General features: G+C 58.5%; 12 protein-coding genes. 3 read left to right on the top strand and 9 right to left on the bottom strand.

From position 1 onward, the window contains the following. Positions 1-79 precede the first annotated feature (79 nt). From NCG89_RS12165 to NCG89_RS12155, 3 genes are read right to left on the bottom strand one after another with little or no spacing between them, the layout of a single operon-like run. Positions 80-808, bottom strand: coding sequence for a M48 family metallopeptidase (locus NCG89_RS12165; protein WP_251086812.1), 729 nt, complete (start codon positions 806-808; stop codon positions 80-82). Next, positions 808-2,325: an ATP-binding response regulator gene (locus tag NCG89_RS12160; RefSeq protein ID WP_251086811.1), complete on the bottom strand. Its 1,518-nt coding sequence runs from the start codon at positions 2,323-2,325 to the stop codon at positions 808-810. Before NCG89_RS12160 ends, NCG89_RS12165 begins: the two co-directional genes overlap by 1 nt. Beyond that, positions 2,315-5,368 (bottom strand): cache domain-containing protein, encoded by a 3,054-nt coding sequence (locus tag NCG89_RS12155; RefSeq protein WP_251086810.1) that lies wholly within the window; start codon positions 5,366-5,368, stop codon positions 2,315-2,317. The genes NCG89_RS12160 and NCG89_RS12155 overlap by 11 nt, the downstream gene beginning before the upstream one ends. Before the next feature lie 173 nt (positions 5,369-5,541). Here NCG89_RS12155 and fixJ point away from each other — a divergent pair, with 173 nt between their 5' ends. Continuing rightward, positions 5,542-6,156: a response regulator FixJ gene (gene fixJ, locus NCG89_RS12150; protein ID WP_251086809.1), complete on the top strand. Its 615-nt coding sequence runs from the start codon at positions 5,542-5,544 to the stop codon at positions 6,154-6,156. A 30-nt stretch (positions 6,157-6,186) separates the two neighbouring features. Here fixJ and NCG89_RS12145 read toward each other — a convergent pair whose 3' ends face one another. From NCG89_RS12145 to NCG89_RS12130, 4 genes are read right to left on the bottom strand one after another with little or no spacing between them, the layout of a single operon-like run. Then, complete coding sequence (locus NCG89_RS12145) at positions 6,187-6,507, bottom strand: YqcC family protein (RefSeq protein ID WP_251086808.1); 321 nt, start codon at positions 6,505-6,507, stop codon at positions 6,187-6,189. Positions 6,508-6,524: 17 nt separating this feature from the next. Next, positions 6,525-8,648, bottom strand: a complete 2,124-nt coding sequence (dinG, locus tag NCG89_RS12140; protein ID WP_251086807.1) for an ATP-dependent DNA helicase DinG — start codon at positions 8,646-8,648, stop codon at positions 6,525-6,527. 58 nt (positions 8,649-8,706) lie between these two features. Further along, positions 8,707-9,885 (bottom strand): 1-acyl-sn-glycerol-3-phosphate acyltransferase, encoded by a 1,179-nt coding sequence (locus NCG89_RS12135; RefSeq protein WP_251086806.1) that lies wholly within the window; start codon positions 9,883-9,885, stop codon positions 8,707-8,709. A 33-nt stretch (positions 9,886-9,918) separates the two neighbouring features. Beyond that, a complete protein-coding gene (locus tag NCG89_RS12130; protein ID WP_251086805.1) occupies positions 9,919-10,086 on the bottom strand; it encodes a hypothetical protein in 168 nt (55 codons plus the stop codon). A 265-nt stretch (positions 10,087-10,351) separates the two neighbouring features. On the opposite strand from NCG89_RS12130, the gene NCG89_RS12125 reads away from it, so the two are divergent. Further along, on the top strand, positions 10,352-12,805 hold the full coding sequence (locus NCG89_RS12125; RefSeq protein ID WP_251086804.1) for an aminotransferase class V-fold PLP-dependent enzyme: 2,454 nt from the start codon (positions 10,352-10,354) through the stop codon (positions 12,803-12,805). A gap of 662 nt (positions 12,806-13,467) precedes the next feature. Then, positions 13,468-14,421: a hypothetical protein gene (locus NCG89_RS12120; RefSeq protein WP_251086803.1), complete on the top strand. Its 954-nt coding sequence runs from the start codon at positions 13,468-13,470 to the stop codon at positions 14,419-14,421. Positions 14,422-14,531: 110 nt separating this feature from the next. On the opposite strand, the gene NCG89_RS12115 is transcribed toward NCG89_RS12120, so the two are convergent. Together NCG89_RS12115 and NCG89_RS12110 are read right to left on the bottom strand one after the other, a co-directional pair. Beyond that, a complete protein-coding gene (locus NCG89_RS12115; RefSeq protein WP_251086802.1) occupies positions 14,532-15,854 on the bottom strand; it encodes an HlyD family secretion protein in 1,323 nt (440 codons plus the stop codon). Then, positions 15,848-17,167, bottom strand: a complete 1,320-nt coding sequence (locus NCG89_RS12110) for a glycosyltransferase family 2 protein (RefSeq protein WP_251086801.1) — start codon at positions 17,165-17,167, stop codon at positions 15,848-15,850. Before NCG89_RS12110 ends, NCG89_RS12115 begins: the two co-directional genes overlap by 7 nt. Positions 17,168-17,169 lie beyond the last annotated feature (2 nt).

The raw sequence follows: 17,169 nt of genomic DNA, 5'->3' as shown, positions 1-17,169 counted from the left end.
CAGATGTCTCCGCCGCCATTGTCGGCGAAAGGCCATACTACTACAGCCCCGGGAGCGATTCGACGGGCAGGAAAGTCGGCTACACCAGCGCGCGAAGGCTCGTGTTGGCCAGGCGCTCGCGGCAGTGTTGCCAGTTTGGAAAGTGACGGGCCATCAGCGCGTAAAAGCGCGGGCTGTGATTGAACTCCTGCAGGTGACACAACTCGTGAACAATCACATAGTCGAGCAATTCGGGATCCAGCCGGATCAACTCACTGTTCAGGCAAATCCCCCCTTTGCTGCTGCAGCTCCCCCACCGGGAGCGCATTTGCCGCACCCGCAGTGGCGGTACCCCCTCAACCCAGGGGATGCGCTCACTCCACAGCGCCAGCCGCTGGGGAAAGACCACCATTGCCTGCTGCCGATACCAGGCTTGCAACTTGGTCATCAATACATCCCGATCCTGGTTGGGAGTTCGCAACATAAGGCGGTCATCCACTACCGTCCAGCGCACCGCCCCGGGGGCAACATTGACCTCCAGGCGCAGCGTCTTACCCTGTAATGTCAGGGTTTCACCACTGACAAAGGCCAACGCCGGGTTCGCCTGCCGATAGCGGTGAAGCTCCCGGGTTTTGTCGTGCAGCCAGTCACGATGTTTCTCCAACATCGCCTCAATATCTTTGTTAGCCGTTTTCAGCGGAACCCGCAGTAGCGCCTCGCCCTTTGCATCAAGAGACAGAGACAATCGCCGCCGACGCTGAGCGCTGCGTTTGATGGTGACAGTGAGTGTTTCACCACCCAGGTCCACTTGACGCTGCTCCCCACTCATCAGTCCTGATGGGCCGGAAATTCGCAGGTAAAAATTGCGCCGCCCTCCGGGTTAGCGCGATAGCTGATATCGCCACCGTGGGCCTGGATGATTGACTGAGAAACTGACAAACCGATCCCCATGCCGCCCTCTTTTGAGCTCACAAAGGGCGCAAACAGCTGCTTCTCGATTTCCGGGTCGAGGCCCTTGCCCCAGTCGGTTACGCTGAATCCCACCAGCACGCCGGATTCAAAAGTATCGAGCCGCACCCCCTTGATCGACTCATTGGCCGCACTGGCCTCGATGGCATTGCGTAACAGGTTCAGGGCAACCTGTTGAATCTGCACTTCATCGGCCTGAATAGGATGGCTGATGCTTTGCGAAGAGAAATGAATCTCGACACCGTGGGTCCGCGAATCCACCTCCGCCAGCGCCACTACTTCGGCCAACAGCTCATTCACGTTCAGAATCTGGCGACCACCAACCGGCTTCTTAACAAAGGTGCGCATGCGCTGAATCACCGCCGACGCGCGCTCAGCCTGGGTGGTAATTTTCTCCAGCACATCATGAATTTTGGCTGTATCCAGCCCGGCCGGCGCCGTTAGTAAGCGTTGACAGACCCTGGCGTAATTCACCACTGCCGTAAGCGGCTGATTCACCTCATGGGCAATACCCGCCGCCATCTCCCCACCGGTACTGAGGCGTTCGATATGAGCAAGATGCTGGCGCTGGCTCTCCAGCTCCTCCCGAGCTGTGCGCAGGGCCTCCTGACTGCTGAGCCACTCCCGCACATCTCGCCACACCAACACCGCCCCGCCCTGACGGGGCGCCCCACTGAGCGAGACCGGAATGGGCTTGCTGCTGTGTCGCGGGTGCAAATCCACAAAGCCCCGGCGCAGTGGCACCCCTTCATTGATCAGCGCCTCAATGCCGGCAGATACCGGTTCACTGGCTGCAAACAAGTTCAGGGATTTTAGCGGCTCACCGAGCACATCGGATTCGGGCCAGGCGATCAGCGCCAGGGCCTGACGGTTGATGGAGCTAACGCGACCCTCTTCATCCAGGCCAATAATGCCCTCTTCAACCGCATTGAGAATACTGAGGTTCTCATCTTCCAGCTCGACGTTGCGCGCCGCCAGCGCCCGCTCTAACCGATGAATTTTGATGTGGGTGCGCACCCGGGCCAGCACTTCGTCGGACTGAAAAGGTTTGGCGATGTAGTCCACACCACCCAGCGCAAGGCCATGTACTTTGGATTGGCTGTCAGTCAGCGCCGACAGAAAGATGATGGCGATATCTTCGGTTTCGGGGTCGCCCTTCAGCGCTTCACAGACCTGAAAGCCATCGATGCCGGGCATCATGACATCCAGCAGGATGAGAGAGGGCTTTGCTTTGCGCGCGATCTTCAGCGCCGCTTCGCCATCCCGTGCTGCCAGCAAGCGATAACCACTGCCCTCCAGGGTTTTGAATAACACCTGCAGGTTTGTGGGGTTATCATCAACCAGCAGGACCTGTTCTCCACCGCGTTCAGCGATCATCGCTTGGCGCCCCCTGAGCCAGCTCGCTTAACAACTGCGAGATACCGTCAAAATCAAAATTGCGCAGGCACCGCTCCGCCTGCTCAACAAAGGCATTCAGCTCTGGGTGTGATGCGCGCAGCGCCTGCAATTGCTCGCCCAAGGCAGAAATATCGCCCAGATCGATGGCTTGCTGCAGCGAGGTGCTAACGCTATCCGGCGGCAGCGCTACTGCATTCCCCGAGGGGAAGGGCACCACGGGGGCCACTGCACGCTGTTCTGGCCGGGCACAGGTTTCGGCAAGAATCGCCATCAGCGCATCCATACCAATGGGCTTGGGCAAAAATCCATAACACCCCGCCTCAGTCGCCTCTTTCATCATCGCTTCATCGGTGGTCGCCGATGCCATCACCACCTGCACGTCATCGCAGGCCATTTTCTTTTTAATAATTCGCGTCGCTTCAAGGCCGTCCATTTCCGGCATACGCAAATCCATCAAAATCAGTTCCGGCGCCCGCTCCTTCACCTGGGCCACCACCTCCAGCCCATTGGCCGCTTCGCGAATATCGCTACTGATATCGCTCAACATCCCGATCAATACCTGGCGGTTCACGGCCACGTCATCGGCCACGATAATGGCTGGGTTATCAAACTGCGCCTCCGGGGCTGCCGGGGAGGATTTTTCTGTCTTGCGCTCGGCCGCCATATCCTCCAGCGACGAGGTTACCTCGATCAGCGGAATATCGAAGAAAAAGGTACTACCCCGACCGTACTCGCTGCGCAGGTTCAAACTGCCGCCCATGGCCTCTACCAGTCGGCGACAGATAGACAGGCCCAAGCCGGTGCCCTGGCCATCACGGGGATTCACCTGACGGAATGGCTCGAACACATCGCGCAATTTGTCTTCGGGAATGCCGATACCGCTGTCGGTAACCGAAAACAGCAACTGCTGCTGAGCCGGATCAGCCCGAAGCTTCAATTCCACTTTACCCTGACGGGTAAACTTAACCGCATTGTCCAGCAGGTTGACCAGAATCTGACGCAGCTTAACCTCATCAATTTCCACATTGCGGGGCACGTCCGCCGCCACATCCAGGACAAAATCCAGGCCCTTGGACTTGGCCCGCTGACCGACGATATCGCCAACGCTGGTGACCACGTCATCAATATTGTTAGGCCGGCGGACAATGTTGATATTGCCACTTTCGATCTTGGCCAGATCGAGCACATCATTGATCAGGTTCAGCAGGTGTTTGCCACAGTTTTCAATGGCGCGCAGGTATTCTTCGCTGCCACTGGGCAGGTCATTCTCCCGCTGCAGCAGCTGGGCATAACCCAGTACGCCATTCAAGGGGGTGCGCAATTCGTGGCTGACGCTCGACAAAAACTGGCTCTTGGCATGGAGGGCATCTTCGGCCGCGATTTTGGCATCGACCAGTTCCTGCTCCATGCGCTTGCGCTCGGTGATGTCGGTCATGATGCCCATAGCCCGCACCGGCTGATCCTGGGCGTCACTTTCAACCACGTCGCCCCGGCTATAAATCCAATGGTACTCGCCGGCCCGGTTGCGCACCCGAAACTCCACACTGTTACCGGTGGCCAGGCCAAGCCAGCTGTCCACCGCCGAGGCGATGATGTGAATATCGTCGGGGTGAGCAACGTGCTTGAATGCGCCCACCGCGTAATTCTGCGCGGGAACCTCGTAGCCCAACATGCGAAAGAAACTCGGCGCTACCGTCACGTAACCGGTCTGCAAATCCAGGTCCCAGAGGTGGTTTTGGGCAGCATCCAGGGCAAGGGAGAAGCGGCGCTCACTCAGCTTCAGTGCCCGCTCAGTCTGGCTGCGTTTTTCCACCATGAAGTTGGCGTCTTCGGCCAGGTGTTGGAACTCAGCAAAGGGTAGTCGGCTGATATCAATGGCGGTGGAGCGCTTGCTGGCATCGGCAAAAAACTTCTGGAAGATGTCGAAACCCCGGGCACTGCTGCGCGCCATCAGGCGGGCGGCCACCGTCGACAGCACCATCAGCAAGAAGGCAATAATCACGATAAAGCGGATATGTTCGTTGACCCGCTCCTGCAGGTCTGCGCGCTGGGTTTCCAGCCGGACGTTGAGTTCATCGAGAAACACGCCGGACCCCAGCACCCAACCCCAGGGCTCGTAACGGCGCAGATAGGAGACCACGGGCTTATTACCGGCGTCACCGGCCGACCAGCTCAGCTCTGTGAACAGGCTGTTGTCCTTGCCGCTCACCTTACGGCTGGCGTCGATCACCCCGGGCATCAATGAGCCGACCTGCTCGGGATCGTAAGCATTGACCAACTGCTTACCATCGGCGTCGACAATAAACAGAATGGAGTTATTGGGATCGATGGGCACCGCGGCAATCCGTTCGATCACCTCCTGTTTCACCCGGTCCATCTCGTCATGCAGATAGACGCTGGCCCCCATGTAAATATTCAGGGGCTTGTAGTGATACACAAAGCTGAAATTGCGCTCGTTCTGAAAGCCCGATCCCGCCTGGGAGAAACGGTACTCAACGAAGTCATAACGCTTGTCGCCAATCGCGCCGACAATCTGACTAACAAAGGAATTCAGGGCCTGTTCATCGGTAATGCGCCGCGACTCCCAGGGATGCATCGGCGCGAGCAGCGGCTTGCCGGCCTCATCGAAAAGAAAGAAAAACCCCTTGTTGCCAAGGAACTTCAAGGTCGACATCGTACTGCGCAGGCGCGCCAGCTGCTGGTCTTTGCTCTCTGTCTTGAACTCTTTACGGGTATTCTCGATCAGCGCCAGACCGACGGCGACCTGCTGACGAAGGTCCTGATACAGCTGCCGGTTGAGCTGGGAGCGCTTAAAATCCAGGTACTCGACCGCCTTATCGACCTCCCGACGCAATAATTCGCGCCGGGATTCGATATAGGTGGTGCGTAAAGCCTCGCTCTGGGTATGAAAGCCATCGTATTCCTTGGCAATCCAGATATAGCCAAAAATAGATAGCGGAATCGCGGACAGGGCGACTAGGCTCAGCAGATAAATTTGTACTAAACTGCGCTTAGTTCGCATGCGCAATCCTTGAAATTATTTAGGGAACCCCTTACCAAGCGAAGCTTATCCAGTCTTGGCCCATATCGCCAGCGCCGTGGCGCCAAAACAGGCTCGCACCGGGAGCGCCGATGTGACAAGCTAGGCGAGGCGAGGATTGCACAGCGTATTCAGCAGCAGAAGGATTCACAATAATGAATGAAGAAGCCACCGTTTACCTGATTGAAGATGATGATGCGGTACGGGATTCACTGCAATTGGTACTCGAGTCTGTTGGTTACAAGGTGGATGCCCACTCCCGGGCCGATTCCTTTCTAGAGCGCTTCAGCCCCGCCCTGGCTGGCTGCATTGTGCTGGATATTCGCATGCCGGGCATGAACGGCATGGAGCTGCAACGCCAGCTTAACAACCGTAACTCCATTCTGCCGATTATCTTTGTCACCGGCCACGGCGATGTCCCCATGGCCGTGGAAGCCATGCAACGGGGCGCAGTGGACTTCGTTCAGAAGCCGTACCGGGAAGAAGAGCTGCTCAACAAAATCCAGCAGGCCATCGCTGCCGATGTTGAAGCCCGCGCTGCGCTGATGGAAAAACAACAGATACGCCAGAAACTGGAAGAGCTCACCCCAAGAGAGCGTCAGGTGATGGAACTGATGATTGAGGGCAAAGCCAACAAGGTGATCGCCTACGACCTGGATATCAGCCAGCGCACGGTAGAAATCCACCGGGCCCGGGTGATGGAAAAAATGGCTGTGCGCTCGCTGGCGCACCTGGTTCGTATGGTCATGGCCGCCCAGGACGACAATTAAGCACGATCCCGGCGCGCTGCTTAACCGCATTCAGTCACTGAGCAGCGCGTCAATTCTCTCCAAGGCCGCCAGCAAATCGGCCATCGGCAAGCGCCTCCCACGAAAACACTCTTCCGCCATTGGTGCGATACTGCACTGCCCCGGTAAAGCCTGATCGTTATCAATAAGAAAACGAATCCGCGGGATAAAGATAAACTGCAACCACTGTTCAAAGCGCAAGGTATCTACCGCGAAGGGTTGTTCACTGCGCAGCGCCTCGGGCGGTGGCGGCGTCGTCTCCCAAAGCCCCATTTGACGCAGCGCCGCTTCAATATCCAACAATGCCTCGGCGTGGCGATAAAACGCAGTCATGGCTCCCTCGTTACTCTTTAATCAATGATCTGACGATAGGGCGGCATCGAGGCCAAAATCCGTCGGCCGTAATGACGGGTGACAATCCGCCGGTCCAAAATGGTGATCCGCCCGGTATCAGACTCCTTGCGCAACAGGCGACCGCTGGCCTGAACCAGCCGCACAGCCGCGTCGGGCACCGTAATTTCCATAAAGGGATTGCCGTTATTGCGGCTGATCCACTCCGCCAGCGCCTCCTCTACTGGATCCTCTGGAACGGCAAAGGGAATTTTGGCGATCACCACATGGCGACAGTAATCCCCGGGGAGGTCGACACCCTCGGCAAAGCTGGCCAGCCCAAAAATAATGCTGCCCTCGCCGCCGTCGACCCGCTGCCGGTGCTGGCTGAGAATCTCGTGTTTGGGCAAACTGTCCTGGGCGAGAATGCGCTGCTGCCACTGTCGGGGCAGCCCGTCGAACACCGCCCGCATCTGTTTGCGCGAGGCAAACAGCACCAGAGTGCCCTCATCAGGGTTGATCAACCGCGGCAGCATGACAATCAGGGCCTCGGTGTGGGCCTGGGCATCTCCCGCATCGCACTCCATTTTGGGCACCACCAGTTCACCCGCCTCGCCGTGGGCAAAGGGGCTGGGCACCACCTCAAAGCTGGTATCGCTGGCCAGCCCGGCACGCATACTGAAACGATTAAAATTGCCTAGCGCCGTCAGGGTGGCCGAGGTCATCACAGCACCATAGCAGCGTGACCAGAGCGCCTGACGCAGGGCGTTTGCCGCCAGGATCGGACTCGCGTTCAGTTCGATGTCCAACATGCCTTGCCCTGCGTCGACCATCGCCAGCCAGCGGGCATGGGGCGGCTTTTCCTGGCTGGCATCGCTGGCGTAGGAGCGCCACAGCATCAAGCCGGCCTCGCAGCGGTAACGAATTGCCGACAAGGTAGCCAACCATTGCTCGATATCTTCTCGGGGGGCTTTAAAGTGGTTTTTATCCAGCCCCTCCTGAACCTTGTCGACCAATTGTTCAGCCTGGTTTACCACCTCGCCGAACAGACGTTTTAAATCCCGGCTGAGACTGGCCAACTCGTCGGGCACCACGCCATCGGCAAAGCGGCAGCGTGGATTGGGGCCCTCGCTATCACCTTCGAGCAGGGCTTCGAGCTGAGGACGCAGGGGCGCCAGGCCTTTACGACTCTGGCTGAGCAGCCCCATGAGGGTTTCCATCGGACCACGCAGGCCAACATCCACTGAGGGCAACGAGATGATGCCCGCCAGGCTGCGCTCAGCCTGATCAAACCAGCGCTCAGTGGCGCCCAGGCGCAGATTGGCACTGAAATGATTGATCACTTTGTCGGGCAGGTGGTGGGCCTCGTCAAAGACGTAAATACTGTCCTCCGGCGCGGGCAGGATGGCCCCGCCGCCCAGCGCCAGATCAGCCAACACCAGGTCGTGATTGGCCACCACCACATCGGCTTGCCCCAGCGACTCCCGGGCTTTGAAAAAGCTGCACTGCTTGACGTGGGCACACCGACGGCCCGTGCATTGGGCATGATCGGTCGTCACCCGGGCCCAGCTTTGATCGTCAATCACCGAGCCCCAGGCGTCCCGGTCGCCATTCCAACTGCCGCTGGCCAGCTGGTCGGCAAACTGGGTATACAAACCCAGATTCGCAGCATCGGGGGTGGTTTTCACATCGTCGAGGTTCAGCAATGGCAGGGTCTGGGCGTCACCGCCGGAAAGATGCTGGTCAAGCTTGGACAGACACAGGTAGCGGCGACGGCCCTTGGCCAGGCTCACGCTAAAGTCCAGGCCGCTGTGCTCAAGAATATCGGGCAGGTCGCGAAACAAAATCTGCTCTTGCAGCGCCACTGTGGCGGTAGCGACCACCAGGGTTTTATCCATTGCCTTGGCCACGGGAATGGCCGCCAGGCAATAGGCCAGGGTTTTTCCGGTACCGGTGCCCGCCTCAATCGCGCACAGGTGATCACCGCCACTGCGCAGAAACTCCTGATTGCGCTTGATCCCCCCCAGCATGCGCGCGATGTGCGCGATCATTAGCCGTTGGCCAGTTCGGGGGCGCAGGGATTTCGCCGCCAGAAACTGGCGGTAGGCATCCTGGATTTCCTGTTTGAGATCCTCGGTCAGCACCGGGGTAGCGCCTCCATCTGGGCAGGGCCCGGCCGGCGACCGGGGGAAATGGGCAACGTTAGCTGTTGGTCGCCTGCATGACCGCTTGCATGGCCTGCATATCACGGCGCCGCAACTTATTCAGCACCGGATTGGCGTAAATTTCCAGCACCTGCTGGCGATAGGCAGAGGGGATCGAAGCCATGCGGTTGTCAAAGGCTGCGCGCTGGCCCGGGCTAGGTTCCTCGGCATCCAGCTCCCGCCAGCGCTCGTCACCCGCCACCGCCTGATAGGCCAAAATATTGCTCTCAAACAGCCGGTACTGCTGGATGATCGCAGTATCGAGCGCCGCCGCGACTGCCACGGGACTGATAAATTCGCCTTGCAGGGGCTCGCCAAAGGCGACATGGACATCGCCTTTATCCCCGAGAATCCCCGCCGCAATACTTTTCAGATCCTCGTGCTCGGCTTTCTGGTAGCTGCCATCCCGGCGGGTGTGAACCAGCTCCTGGGCCTTGGCCAGGTCCAGTGGGTCCCATTCATAGGCAATCGCTACCGGCACAATCCGCAGCTTGTTAACAAAGTCGGCAAAGCTCTCGCTGTCTTTCTCCTGGGCCATACAAATCATTTTGATGACCGCGGTTTCAGTGGCGTCGTTGCCGTCTTTGGCCCGGCCCTCACGCTGGGCAATCCAGATCGATTCGTCCTCATCCAGCAAGGAGTGGCGAATGTAAGCCGACAGCTTGCGATAGGCGGCCAACATTTGCCGCGGCCCCTTGGCGGAACGACGCACAATAAAACTCTTGTTCAGCCGCATCAGATCAGCGGCAAAGGGCTTTGACAGCAGGTTGTCGCCAATCGCAATACGCACCGTGTCATGCTCATTGTGATAAAGCGCGTAGTTGACGAAGGCGGGATCGAGGGCAATATCCCGGTGATTACTAATGAAGAGATAGGCGTGTTCGTTATCGAGGTGTTCCATGCCGGACACGGTAAATGACCGGGTGGAGCCCTCGATCATGCTGTCCATATAGCGCTTCACATACATCTGAAAGCCACGAACAGAATTGACGCCACCGAGCTTGCGGCGCAAGTACAGGCTCAACAACGGCCGCAGGGCGAAACCGAGCCACCGGGACGAGGCCGGCAGGCGCAGTCTGATCAACGCCTGCAGCAACTCCGGCTCGCTCACCAACTTGGCTAAAACCGGCGCCACTTCATCGTCGAGATAGGGCCGAATGTCAGCGAAGTCATCCATTGCTTGAACACTCTTGAATAAAAGTGGCGTACCTTAGCCGATTCCCCCGATGGCGTCATCCCTGGCCGCCACCAAAGTCATGCCGCCGGGCACTCCCACCCCCGTCGCCAAATAGATACAGACCCCACACAGCGGCACCTTCCGCTCGGTCAGCCGCGCCAGGTCGGCGCTCCCCCCGGTATTACCGGCTTTGGGGCGCATCCATCCCGACCGCCCCAGCCCGCCCTGACGCTCAACGACACAAAACCGTCATCTGGACAAAAATCGGTGTTGCCGATTGCCAACACACGCCGTCGAAAATTTACACAAAATCAACATAACAACCTGATTTATATCATTTTTATTTTTTGGCACAGGCTTTGCCACCCCTGCAGCAACCCAAGTCATTGGGCGCACTGAACGCGCCAGCAGCTGGATGCGAGGTGTACCGCTGCTTCACCAAAAATTAGCCAAGGGGGCGACAACAATGAAGACCAACTCTGCACCAATTATCGTACTAGGCGGCGACGGCTACCTGGGCTGGCCACTGGCCCTGAAGTTGGCCAAACGTAATCCGCAACGACCAGTGGTCATTGCCGACAACCTGGCCAGGCGGCGGCTGGCGAAAAAACTCGGGGCCGGTAGCCTGTTACCGGTTCTCAGCCCCAGTGAACGGCTGGCGGCCTGCCGCAAACACCACCAGTTAACCAACCTGGAGTATCTCCACCTGGATGTCACCAGCGATTCACTGGATGCGCTGATCAAGTCCCGGCAACCCGCCGCGATTTATCATTTGGCCCAGCAGTGCTCGGCCGCCCTGTCGATGCGCAGTAAGGAGGACGCCCTCTACACCCTGCGCAATAACGAAGAGGGCAACATGCGGCTGCTGTGGGCGGTGAAGGAGAATGCGCCGAACTGCCACATCATCAAGCTCGGCTCCTTTGGCGAATATGCCAAATCTGGGTTGGACATTGCCGAGGGTTACTTCAAGCCGAGCTACAAGGGTAAAACCGCCCAGCACGCGGTGCCCTATCCGCGGCAGTCCGACGATTTCTACCACGCGTCCAAAATCAACGACACCAACTACCTCTCCATTGCCGCCCGGATGTGGAAGCTGCGCATCACCGACATAATGCAGTCCACGATTTTCGGTACCTGGACAGAAGAAATTGGCGACCACCCCGCCCTGTTCACCCGACTGGATTACGACGAATTTTTTGGTACGGTGGTCAACCGCTTTCTCACCCAGGCCCTGAGCGGCCAGCCGCTGACTGTGTATGGCAGCGGCCACCAGCGCACCGGCCTGATGTCACTCAATGACTCTGTTAGCTCCCTGGCCGAACTCTGGGACGATCCGGCCGCACCGGGGGAGCATCGAGTCATCAACCACCTCACCGAAACCTCCTTCTCGGTGAACGAACTCGCCGATACGATCAAGTCACAACTGGAGAAAAAGGGCTTTCAGATTGCAATTCAGCGGGGCAAATACAATCCCCGCCAGGAGTGCGAATCCAGCAAGCTCGGCTACGATATCGAACGCAATCACCTCGAAAGCCGTGGCCATCATGACACCCTTGCCCAGGTTATCGAGCAGACCCTGGCGATGCTGCTGCCCCACCAGACGCAGATTGATCCACAGCGCTTCGCGCCCAGCACCGACTGGCAGAGCAGTGAAGAAGAAGCCCCCGCCAGCGCGGTGGTGTCCCTCGACAGCGTGCGCCAGCACAACAGCGAAGAAAGCCGCTGGGAGGAACTTCGTCAGCTGGAGTTTCCCTACCGCAATATCAACCTCAACCCCGGCACGCTGGGCAGCCCGGCATCGTCAGTGATTGCGGCGATCGACGCCTTTCAGGACAGCGACATTATGGCCTACCCGCTGGGGCAATACGGCGAGGGCCGGCGCCATCTGATGAACGCCATGAAGCTGGCTGCCGAGTTGTGGCCCGCGCCCGAGCACAGCCTTCATGTCAGCGCCGGCGCCTCTCAGTGTTCTAACCTGCTGGCCTTGAACCTGGCCAGGGAGGCCGCCGCCAACGGTTGGAAAATGCGGGTGCTCACCACCCCCCACGAGCATATTGGCGGCACCGGTGCCTTTGAAAGACTCCCCGAGTTTGAGGTGCACTACCTGCGCGAGGCGGAGATCAACAGCAGCGATGCCTTTGCTGAGCGGGTGCGCAGTCTGAAACCCGATGTGGCGTTCTTTTCCCATATCGCCTTCGACAGCGGTTACATCTTCCCGGTGGCCCAATGGGCCAAGATCGTTCGCGAGGTTCGCCCGGATTGCTGCGTGTTATTCGATGTTTCCCAGTCGCTGGGCCTGATGCCGCCACCGTTTGATCACGCCGACGCCGTATTTGGCAGCGCTCACAAATGGCTGTTTGGCCCCCGGGGCACCGGGCTGATCTGGACCAACAGCCGCTTCAGAGAACGCGCCGGGGCGCTGCACTGGTCTGGCTCTCCCCTGCTCGATGGCAAAGATACCCAGGGGTTTTGCCCAGCGGGCGGTATGGACTTCGCCGTCTTTTCCGGGCTGGAGGCGGCCCTCAAACTGCACCGCGAGATTGGCGATCAGACCATTCGCAAGCGCAGCCGCAACCTGGCCGGGCGCCTGCGCCAGGGCCTTACCGATCTATTTGGGCAACGGGGCATCAGCCACCGCTTTCTCAACCAGCAATATGCGCTGGAATGGGAGGCCGGTGTAGTGACCATCGCCTTTGAAAACTATGACCCCTACCCGCTTTATCAGGCCATGAACCAGCGGGGCGTCCACTGCAAATGCATCAAGGACCTGCACCACGGGCAAGAGCGGATGTTGCTGCGCTTCGGCGTGCCCTTCTATGAAACCGAAGCGCGCATTGAGCAGGCCTTGTCAGTCATCGCAGACTGCGAAAAAGCGGTGGCCCTAGCAGGTCATACGGCCCTGGCCGGCAGCACTGCCTAGCAGGTTGTTGATTTTCTATCTGCGTTGCCACTGCGGCGTTAAAAACAGGCTCAAAATGCTCATTTACTAAGTGTAAACCCGAGGGTCGGTCCCACCGTTTTTCGCCTGTTTTTGTCCGGGCGGCGTTCCGCTTGCATTGGCCGCCTCGAAAACGAAAATCAACAGCCTGCTAGGACCTGTTAACACCAGAACGCCGCGAAACCGCGCTTTTTCGATTCGTCGTGAATCAGGGCGCGCCGCCGGGCTACCACCTTACGGTGCCCGGCTAACCCTCCTCAAACTGCCCTTAGCCGCCTCCAGCAGGCAGGATCAGCATCAAAAAATCCTCAGCACAGTTACCAACGTCACAACACAAAATGGCGGGATCGTCCCATTGTGGTATCGTTGGCAGTCGCCTCTCAGAATGGTGAGGCGCGCAATAACAACACCCGGCCAGGGCTTTTGGCCAATAACGAAGTTGACGGATCATGCACCTGCGAATAACAACACTAACAACGAGCTCCCCTCTTTCAGCCTGTTTGCAAACCGGCGTGCAGTGCCTTTCCAGGCTCAGCCGCTCGGGTTTACGGTGGGCAGCCGCCCTGCTAATTGCGCTACCAGCAACCGCACAGAACGTTTACGCCGACAATGGGTATCAGGAACTGTCGTTATTTGAACGCACTGTGAATTCAGTTGAGGCCGCCTCCCCGGAACTGCGTACCGAATTTGCCAGCATCGCCCTGTACTACCTCAGCGAGGCCTACTGGATTGAAGCGCGCAAAGCCCGCAGCGATGCCGAAAATGGCAATAAAAAGTTGATGAAGTGGGCCAAGGCCGTGCAGCGTCAGGCGCGTCACTTCAGCATGCTACAAGAATCCGCCGCTCACGGTCTGCCGGTCCGGCTGGCTATGCCCCGGCGCTCTGACGCGATTATCGAGGTGGGCGATCAGCGGGTACTACTCACCCACCCCCGGCCCTCCCAGCAAGCTGCCCTGGAGGCGCAAATCCTGCAGCAGTTCTGCCAGTCGGGCCAGTGCTACGACATTCTCGCGGGCAGCCCATCGCCACGTCAGAACCTGAGCTCCCCGCTGGGGGAAGGCATTATCGACAGCGATTTATCTGGTGAGCCGGTGTTTGTCAGCCAGTCAGTACCCCACATCGCAGACACCGGGGCCAGTGTCGAAACCCAGTACAGCAGGCCCTCACCCTCGCCTAGGCACGACAGGGACTTTCGCTCAGATTTGCATTGGGAGTTCAGCGATCGTGGTGCCCGCTGTCAGGACCGTGGTGTCGAGCTGGTATTCAACACCCGGGAGGCCATCGCCGAGACCCGCCCCATCTGCGAGGCGCTATTCCAGGAAATCAACACGGTGTTAGCCGAACTACAATGGCAAATGAGCCTGGGGGTTAACATTGACTGGCGCCAGCTGCGAGTGGTGAATCTGCCGGATAACAATCAACAGCTGGTGCTCAATCGAGCCGAAGACAGCACCTTGGGCAATCTGCCCATTCTGGCCCGTAACCCTGAAATTCTTGTGCTGTTGCGCTCCTGGCTGGCAATGCAACTTGGCGGTGGCGAAAGCCAGACGGTGATTATCGACGCCGACCAATACGCCTTTATTCTCGCCGCCAATTAGTGGCAAGAGCCCTTTCTCAAGCGGGTGAAATGCCAGCCACAAAAAAAAGCGGACCAAAGGTCCGCTTCGACAGGGGTGGGGAGTATGTCTTTTCTTATTATGGTGTGGCACTAACGCGCAGCGGCAACACGCTCCTTGTCATTGCCCTGCGCCGGGCCCTTTCCCGGGCCATCCTCTGTGGGAATTTCCATGTCAAAGTCGAGGGGCAGTGACCACCGGGGAATACGCCCTTTGATAGGCGTGCCCGACGTCATGGCCAACTCGGAGACATCCCCTTCTACTGGCGTGGCTTCCACCACCACCGCAGATCGGTCTGGCTGATAGTTATTGCGAAATTCTTCCGGCAGCGATGCGGTCGACGGATAAACCTTGCTCACCACCAGGCGCACCTCTGAGCCGTCGGCACGGGTAACCGGAATTTCCATATTCGGCTGCAGTTTTTCCTGGGCTGCCGGCGGGAAGTACAGATAGGCGCGCAGCTCCTGCTTGTCGACCAGCTCAACCGCCGCCTCACCGGCGCGCAACACATCACCTTTGGACACCGGCACTCGCGCCACAGTACCACTGGTAGGCGCGCGCAACTCCAACGCCGACAGCTGTTCCTCGATAGAGGCATGCAGCTCTTTCAGCGAGGCGAGACGGGTTGAAATTTCAGGTGAGGCGTCGTCTTCTTTGCTGCGGCGAATACTGGCCAGCTGCGCCTGGGCTGAACGAAGCTCCGCTTCCACGCGCTTGTATTCAGACCAGGTTTTGTTGCGCTGGCTTTGCAGCTCATCCAGATTTCCGCGCTGGGAGGCCCCTTTCTCCACCAGCTCCTGCAGGGCAGTCAGCTGCTGGGTTTCCTGAAAGTATTTCGACTCCAGATAATCCATCTCGGCATCCAGCGAATCGCGCTTGGCAACCAGTTGCGACTCGTTACCCATGTTGGTCATTGAGCGCTGGGCAAGGTCACTTTGCAGGCGGGCAATTTCCGCTTCGTTCTTGGCCAGCGACTGCACCAGCATTGGCGAGCTCAACTTCACTAGCAGCTGTCCCTCCTCCACCGAGTCTGACGGGCTGACAAAGATCTCCTTGATCGATACCGTGTCCGAGGGCGACACATGGTATTGACGCCCACTGACAAAGCCATCGGCGGCGTACCAGAAGAAATTGACGTAAACGAAGCGCGCTGCAATAACCGCCAGGCTCAACAGAATGGCAAAGTAGATCCAGCGCCCCCATTGGGGTTTGCGCGGCATCCCGACTTCCAGGGCCGCCGGCGCCGCGCCCTGACTGGCAGTGTGCCATTGGCGCCAGGGACGCACCTGACCAGCGCCCGCCGAGACACCTCTTGAGGTCGCCGGCGACGTACTCGCCCGGGTACTGGGCACGTTGGAACGAGATTGGTTTAGGGCCGGGCCACGGCCGTGATGACGCTCTGATTTATTTACCATGGGTCATACATCCTTGATTGTTTCTGAACATGCTCCGGCACATAGGACTCCCGATAAGACGTGCGGAAAAAGTACTCATCGGCATAGGCAATCAAGCGCACTACACGCAGGTAAAAGCCCATAAAAAAGCCGTAGAGCGGAACATAGGGGAACATTTTCAAGTCGACCATCGGCCGTTCACTCAGGGCCAGGGCAACCAGAAAGTGCAGGTAGTTAATTGCGGTGTAGAGAATTAACACCACCAACATCAGCTGGAAGAATATTTCGCTGTGGTGCATATACATCCACACCACATAGAAAGGAAAGGTCAGACCTAACACCAGCTGGTAGAGCACGGTATCGATGTTGGCGATCAGGTTGCGCACATCGAAGGGCCGCCGAAAAGGATTAAACAACCAGCCGTACTTGCGTACGTTGAAGCGAATCAGGCTGCGATTCCAGCGCAATTGCTGGCGATAGTATGGCCACCAGGCATCCGGAGCGTCGGTCATACACATGGCTTCGGGGGCAAAGGCGACATCGCCGCCAGCAATGCGTGCTTTAACCGTCACGTCACCATCTTCGCCCGGCCCCGTCTCCCAACCGCCGGTATTCACCAGCGTTGAGCGACGCACCGCACCAAAGGCCCCCGAGACAATAAACAGAATGCCCAGCATGGCCGATACGCGCCGGCCCAACCCGATACTGAAAACATACTGCATGGCCTGCATGCGGGTGAGCAGATTCGAATCCGCATTGCGCACCCTCAGGTTGCCTGCCACCGCCGCTACGTCGGGCCGGTAGAATTCCACCAGCAGGTGCCAGATCGAATCCCGGTCAAAGGTCGAGTCGGCATCGCAGATCACCACATATTCACCGCGAGCCGCGTTGAGGGCAAAGTTTGCCGCCGAAGACTTACCCCCGCGCATCCGGTGCTCGAAGTAGCGCACCCAGCCCCGCCGGGCCAACTTGCGACCCACCTCGCCCATGCCGTCAGTGGAACCATCGTTCACCACGATGATTTCAAAGTTCGGATAAGTCTGCTCCCGCAACGACAGGACGGTGGTCTCCAGGGTATCCCGCTCGTTAAAGCCCGGCAGAAGAATGGAGACAAAGGGTGGATTGGCCTGCAGCTGCCGACGAAACGCGGCCTTGGCCCGCGGCTCAGGCCGCATGGCCTGAAACAAGGCAACAAACTCGGTGAGCAGGTAGCGCGGCACCGATAGCAGCAGGAACGGCCACAGCAACATCACCAGCTGGGTCGGCGACAATGCGAACAGCATCGCCAGGCTCGCTTCAACGTACTCAATGGCGGAGTTAATTAACTCATACATGG

This window comes from Spongiibacter taiwanensis (assembly GCF_023702635.1).
Taxonomy (GTDB): Bacteria; Pseudomonadota; Gammaproteobacteria; order Pseudomonadales; family Spongiibacteraceae; genus Spongiibacter; species Spongiibacter taiwanensis.
Note: the sequence above shows the minus strand (reverse complement) of the source record. Positions and strands in the feature narration are given on the sequence as shown.

Excerpts from the sequence above, each read along its gene's own strand:
- NCG89_RS12165 (WP_251086812.1), bottom strand. The coding sequence starts at position 808 with ATGAGTGGGGAGCAGCGTCAAGTGGACCTGGGTGGTGAAACACTCACT.
- NCG89_RS12160 (WP_251086811.1), bottom strand. The coding sequence starts at position 2,325 with ATGATCGCTGAACGCGGTGGAGAACAGGTCCTGCTGGTTGATGATAAC.
- NCG89_RS12155 (WP_251086810.1), bottom strand. The coding sequence starts at position 5,368 with ATGCGAACTAAGCGCAGTTTAGTACAAATTTATCTGCTGAGCCTAGTC.
- fixJ (WP_251086809.1), top strand. The coding sequence starts at position 5,542 with ATGAATGAAGAAGCCACCGTTTACCTGATTGAAGATGATGATGCGGTA.
- NCG89_RS12145 (WP_251086808.1), bottom strand. The coding sequence starts at position 6,507 with ATGACTGCGTTTTATCGCCACGCCGAGGCATTGTTGGATATTGAAGCG.
- NCG89_RS12135 (WP_251086806.1), bottom strand. The coding sequence starts at position 9,885 with ATGGATGACTTCGCTGACATTCGGCCCTATCTCGACGATGAAGTGGCG.
- NCG89_RS12130 (WP_251086805.1), bottom strand. The coding sequence starts at position 10,086 with ATGCGCCCCAAAGCCGGTAATACCGGGGGGAGCGCCGACCTGGCGCGG.
- NCG89_RS12125 (WP_251086804.1), top strand. The coding sequence starts at position 10,352 with ATGAAGACCAACTCTGCACCAATTATCGTACTAGGCGGCGACGGCTAC.
- NCG89_RS12115 (WP_251086802.1), bottom strand. The coding sequence starts at position 15,854 with ATGGTAAATAAATCAGAGCGTCATCACGGCCGTGGCCCGGCCCTAAAC.
- NCG89_RS12110 (WP_251086801.1), bottom strand. The coding sequence starts at position 17,167 with ATGTATGAGTTAATTAACTCCGCCATTGAGTACGTTGAAGCGAGCCTG.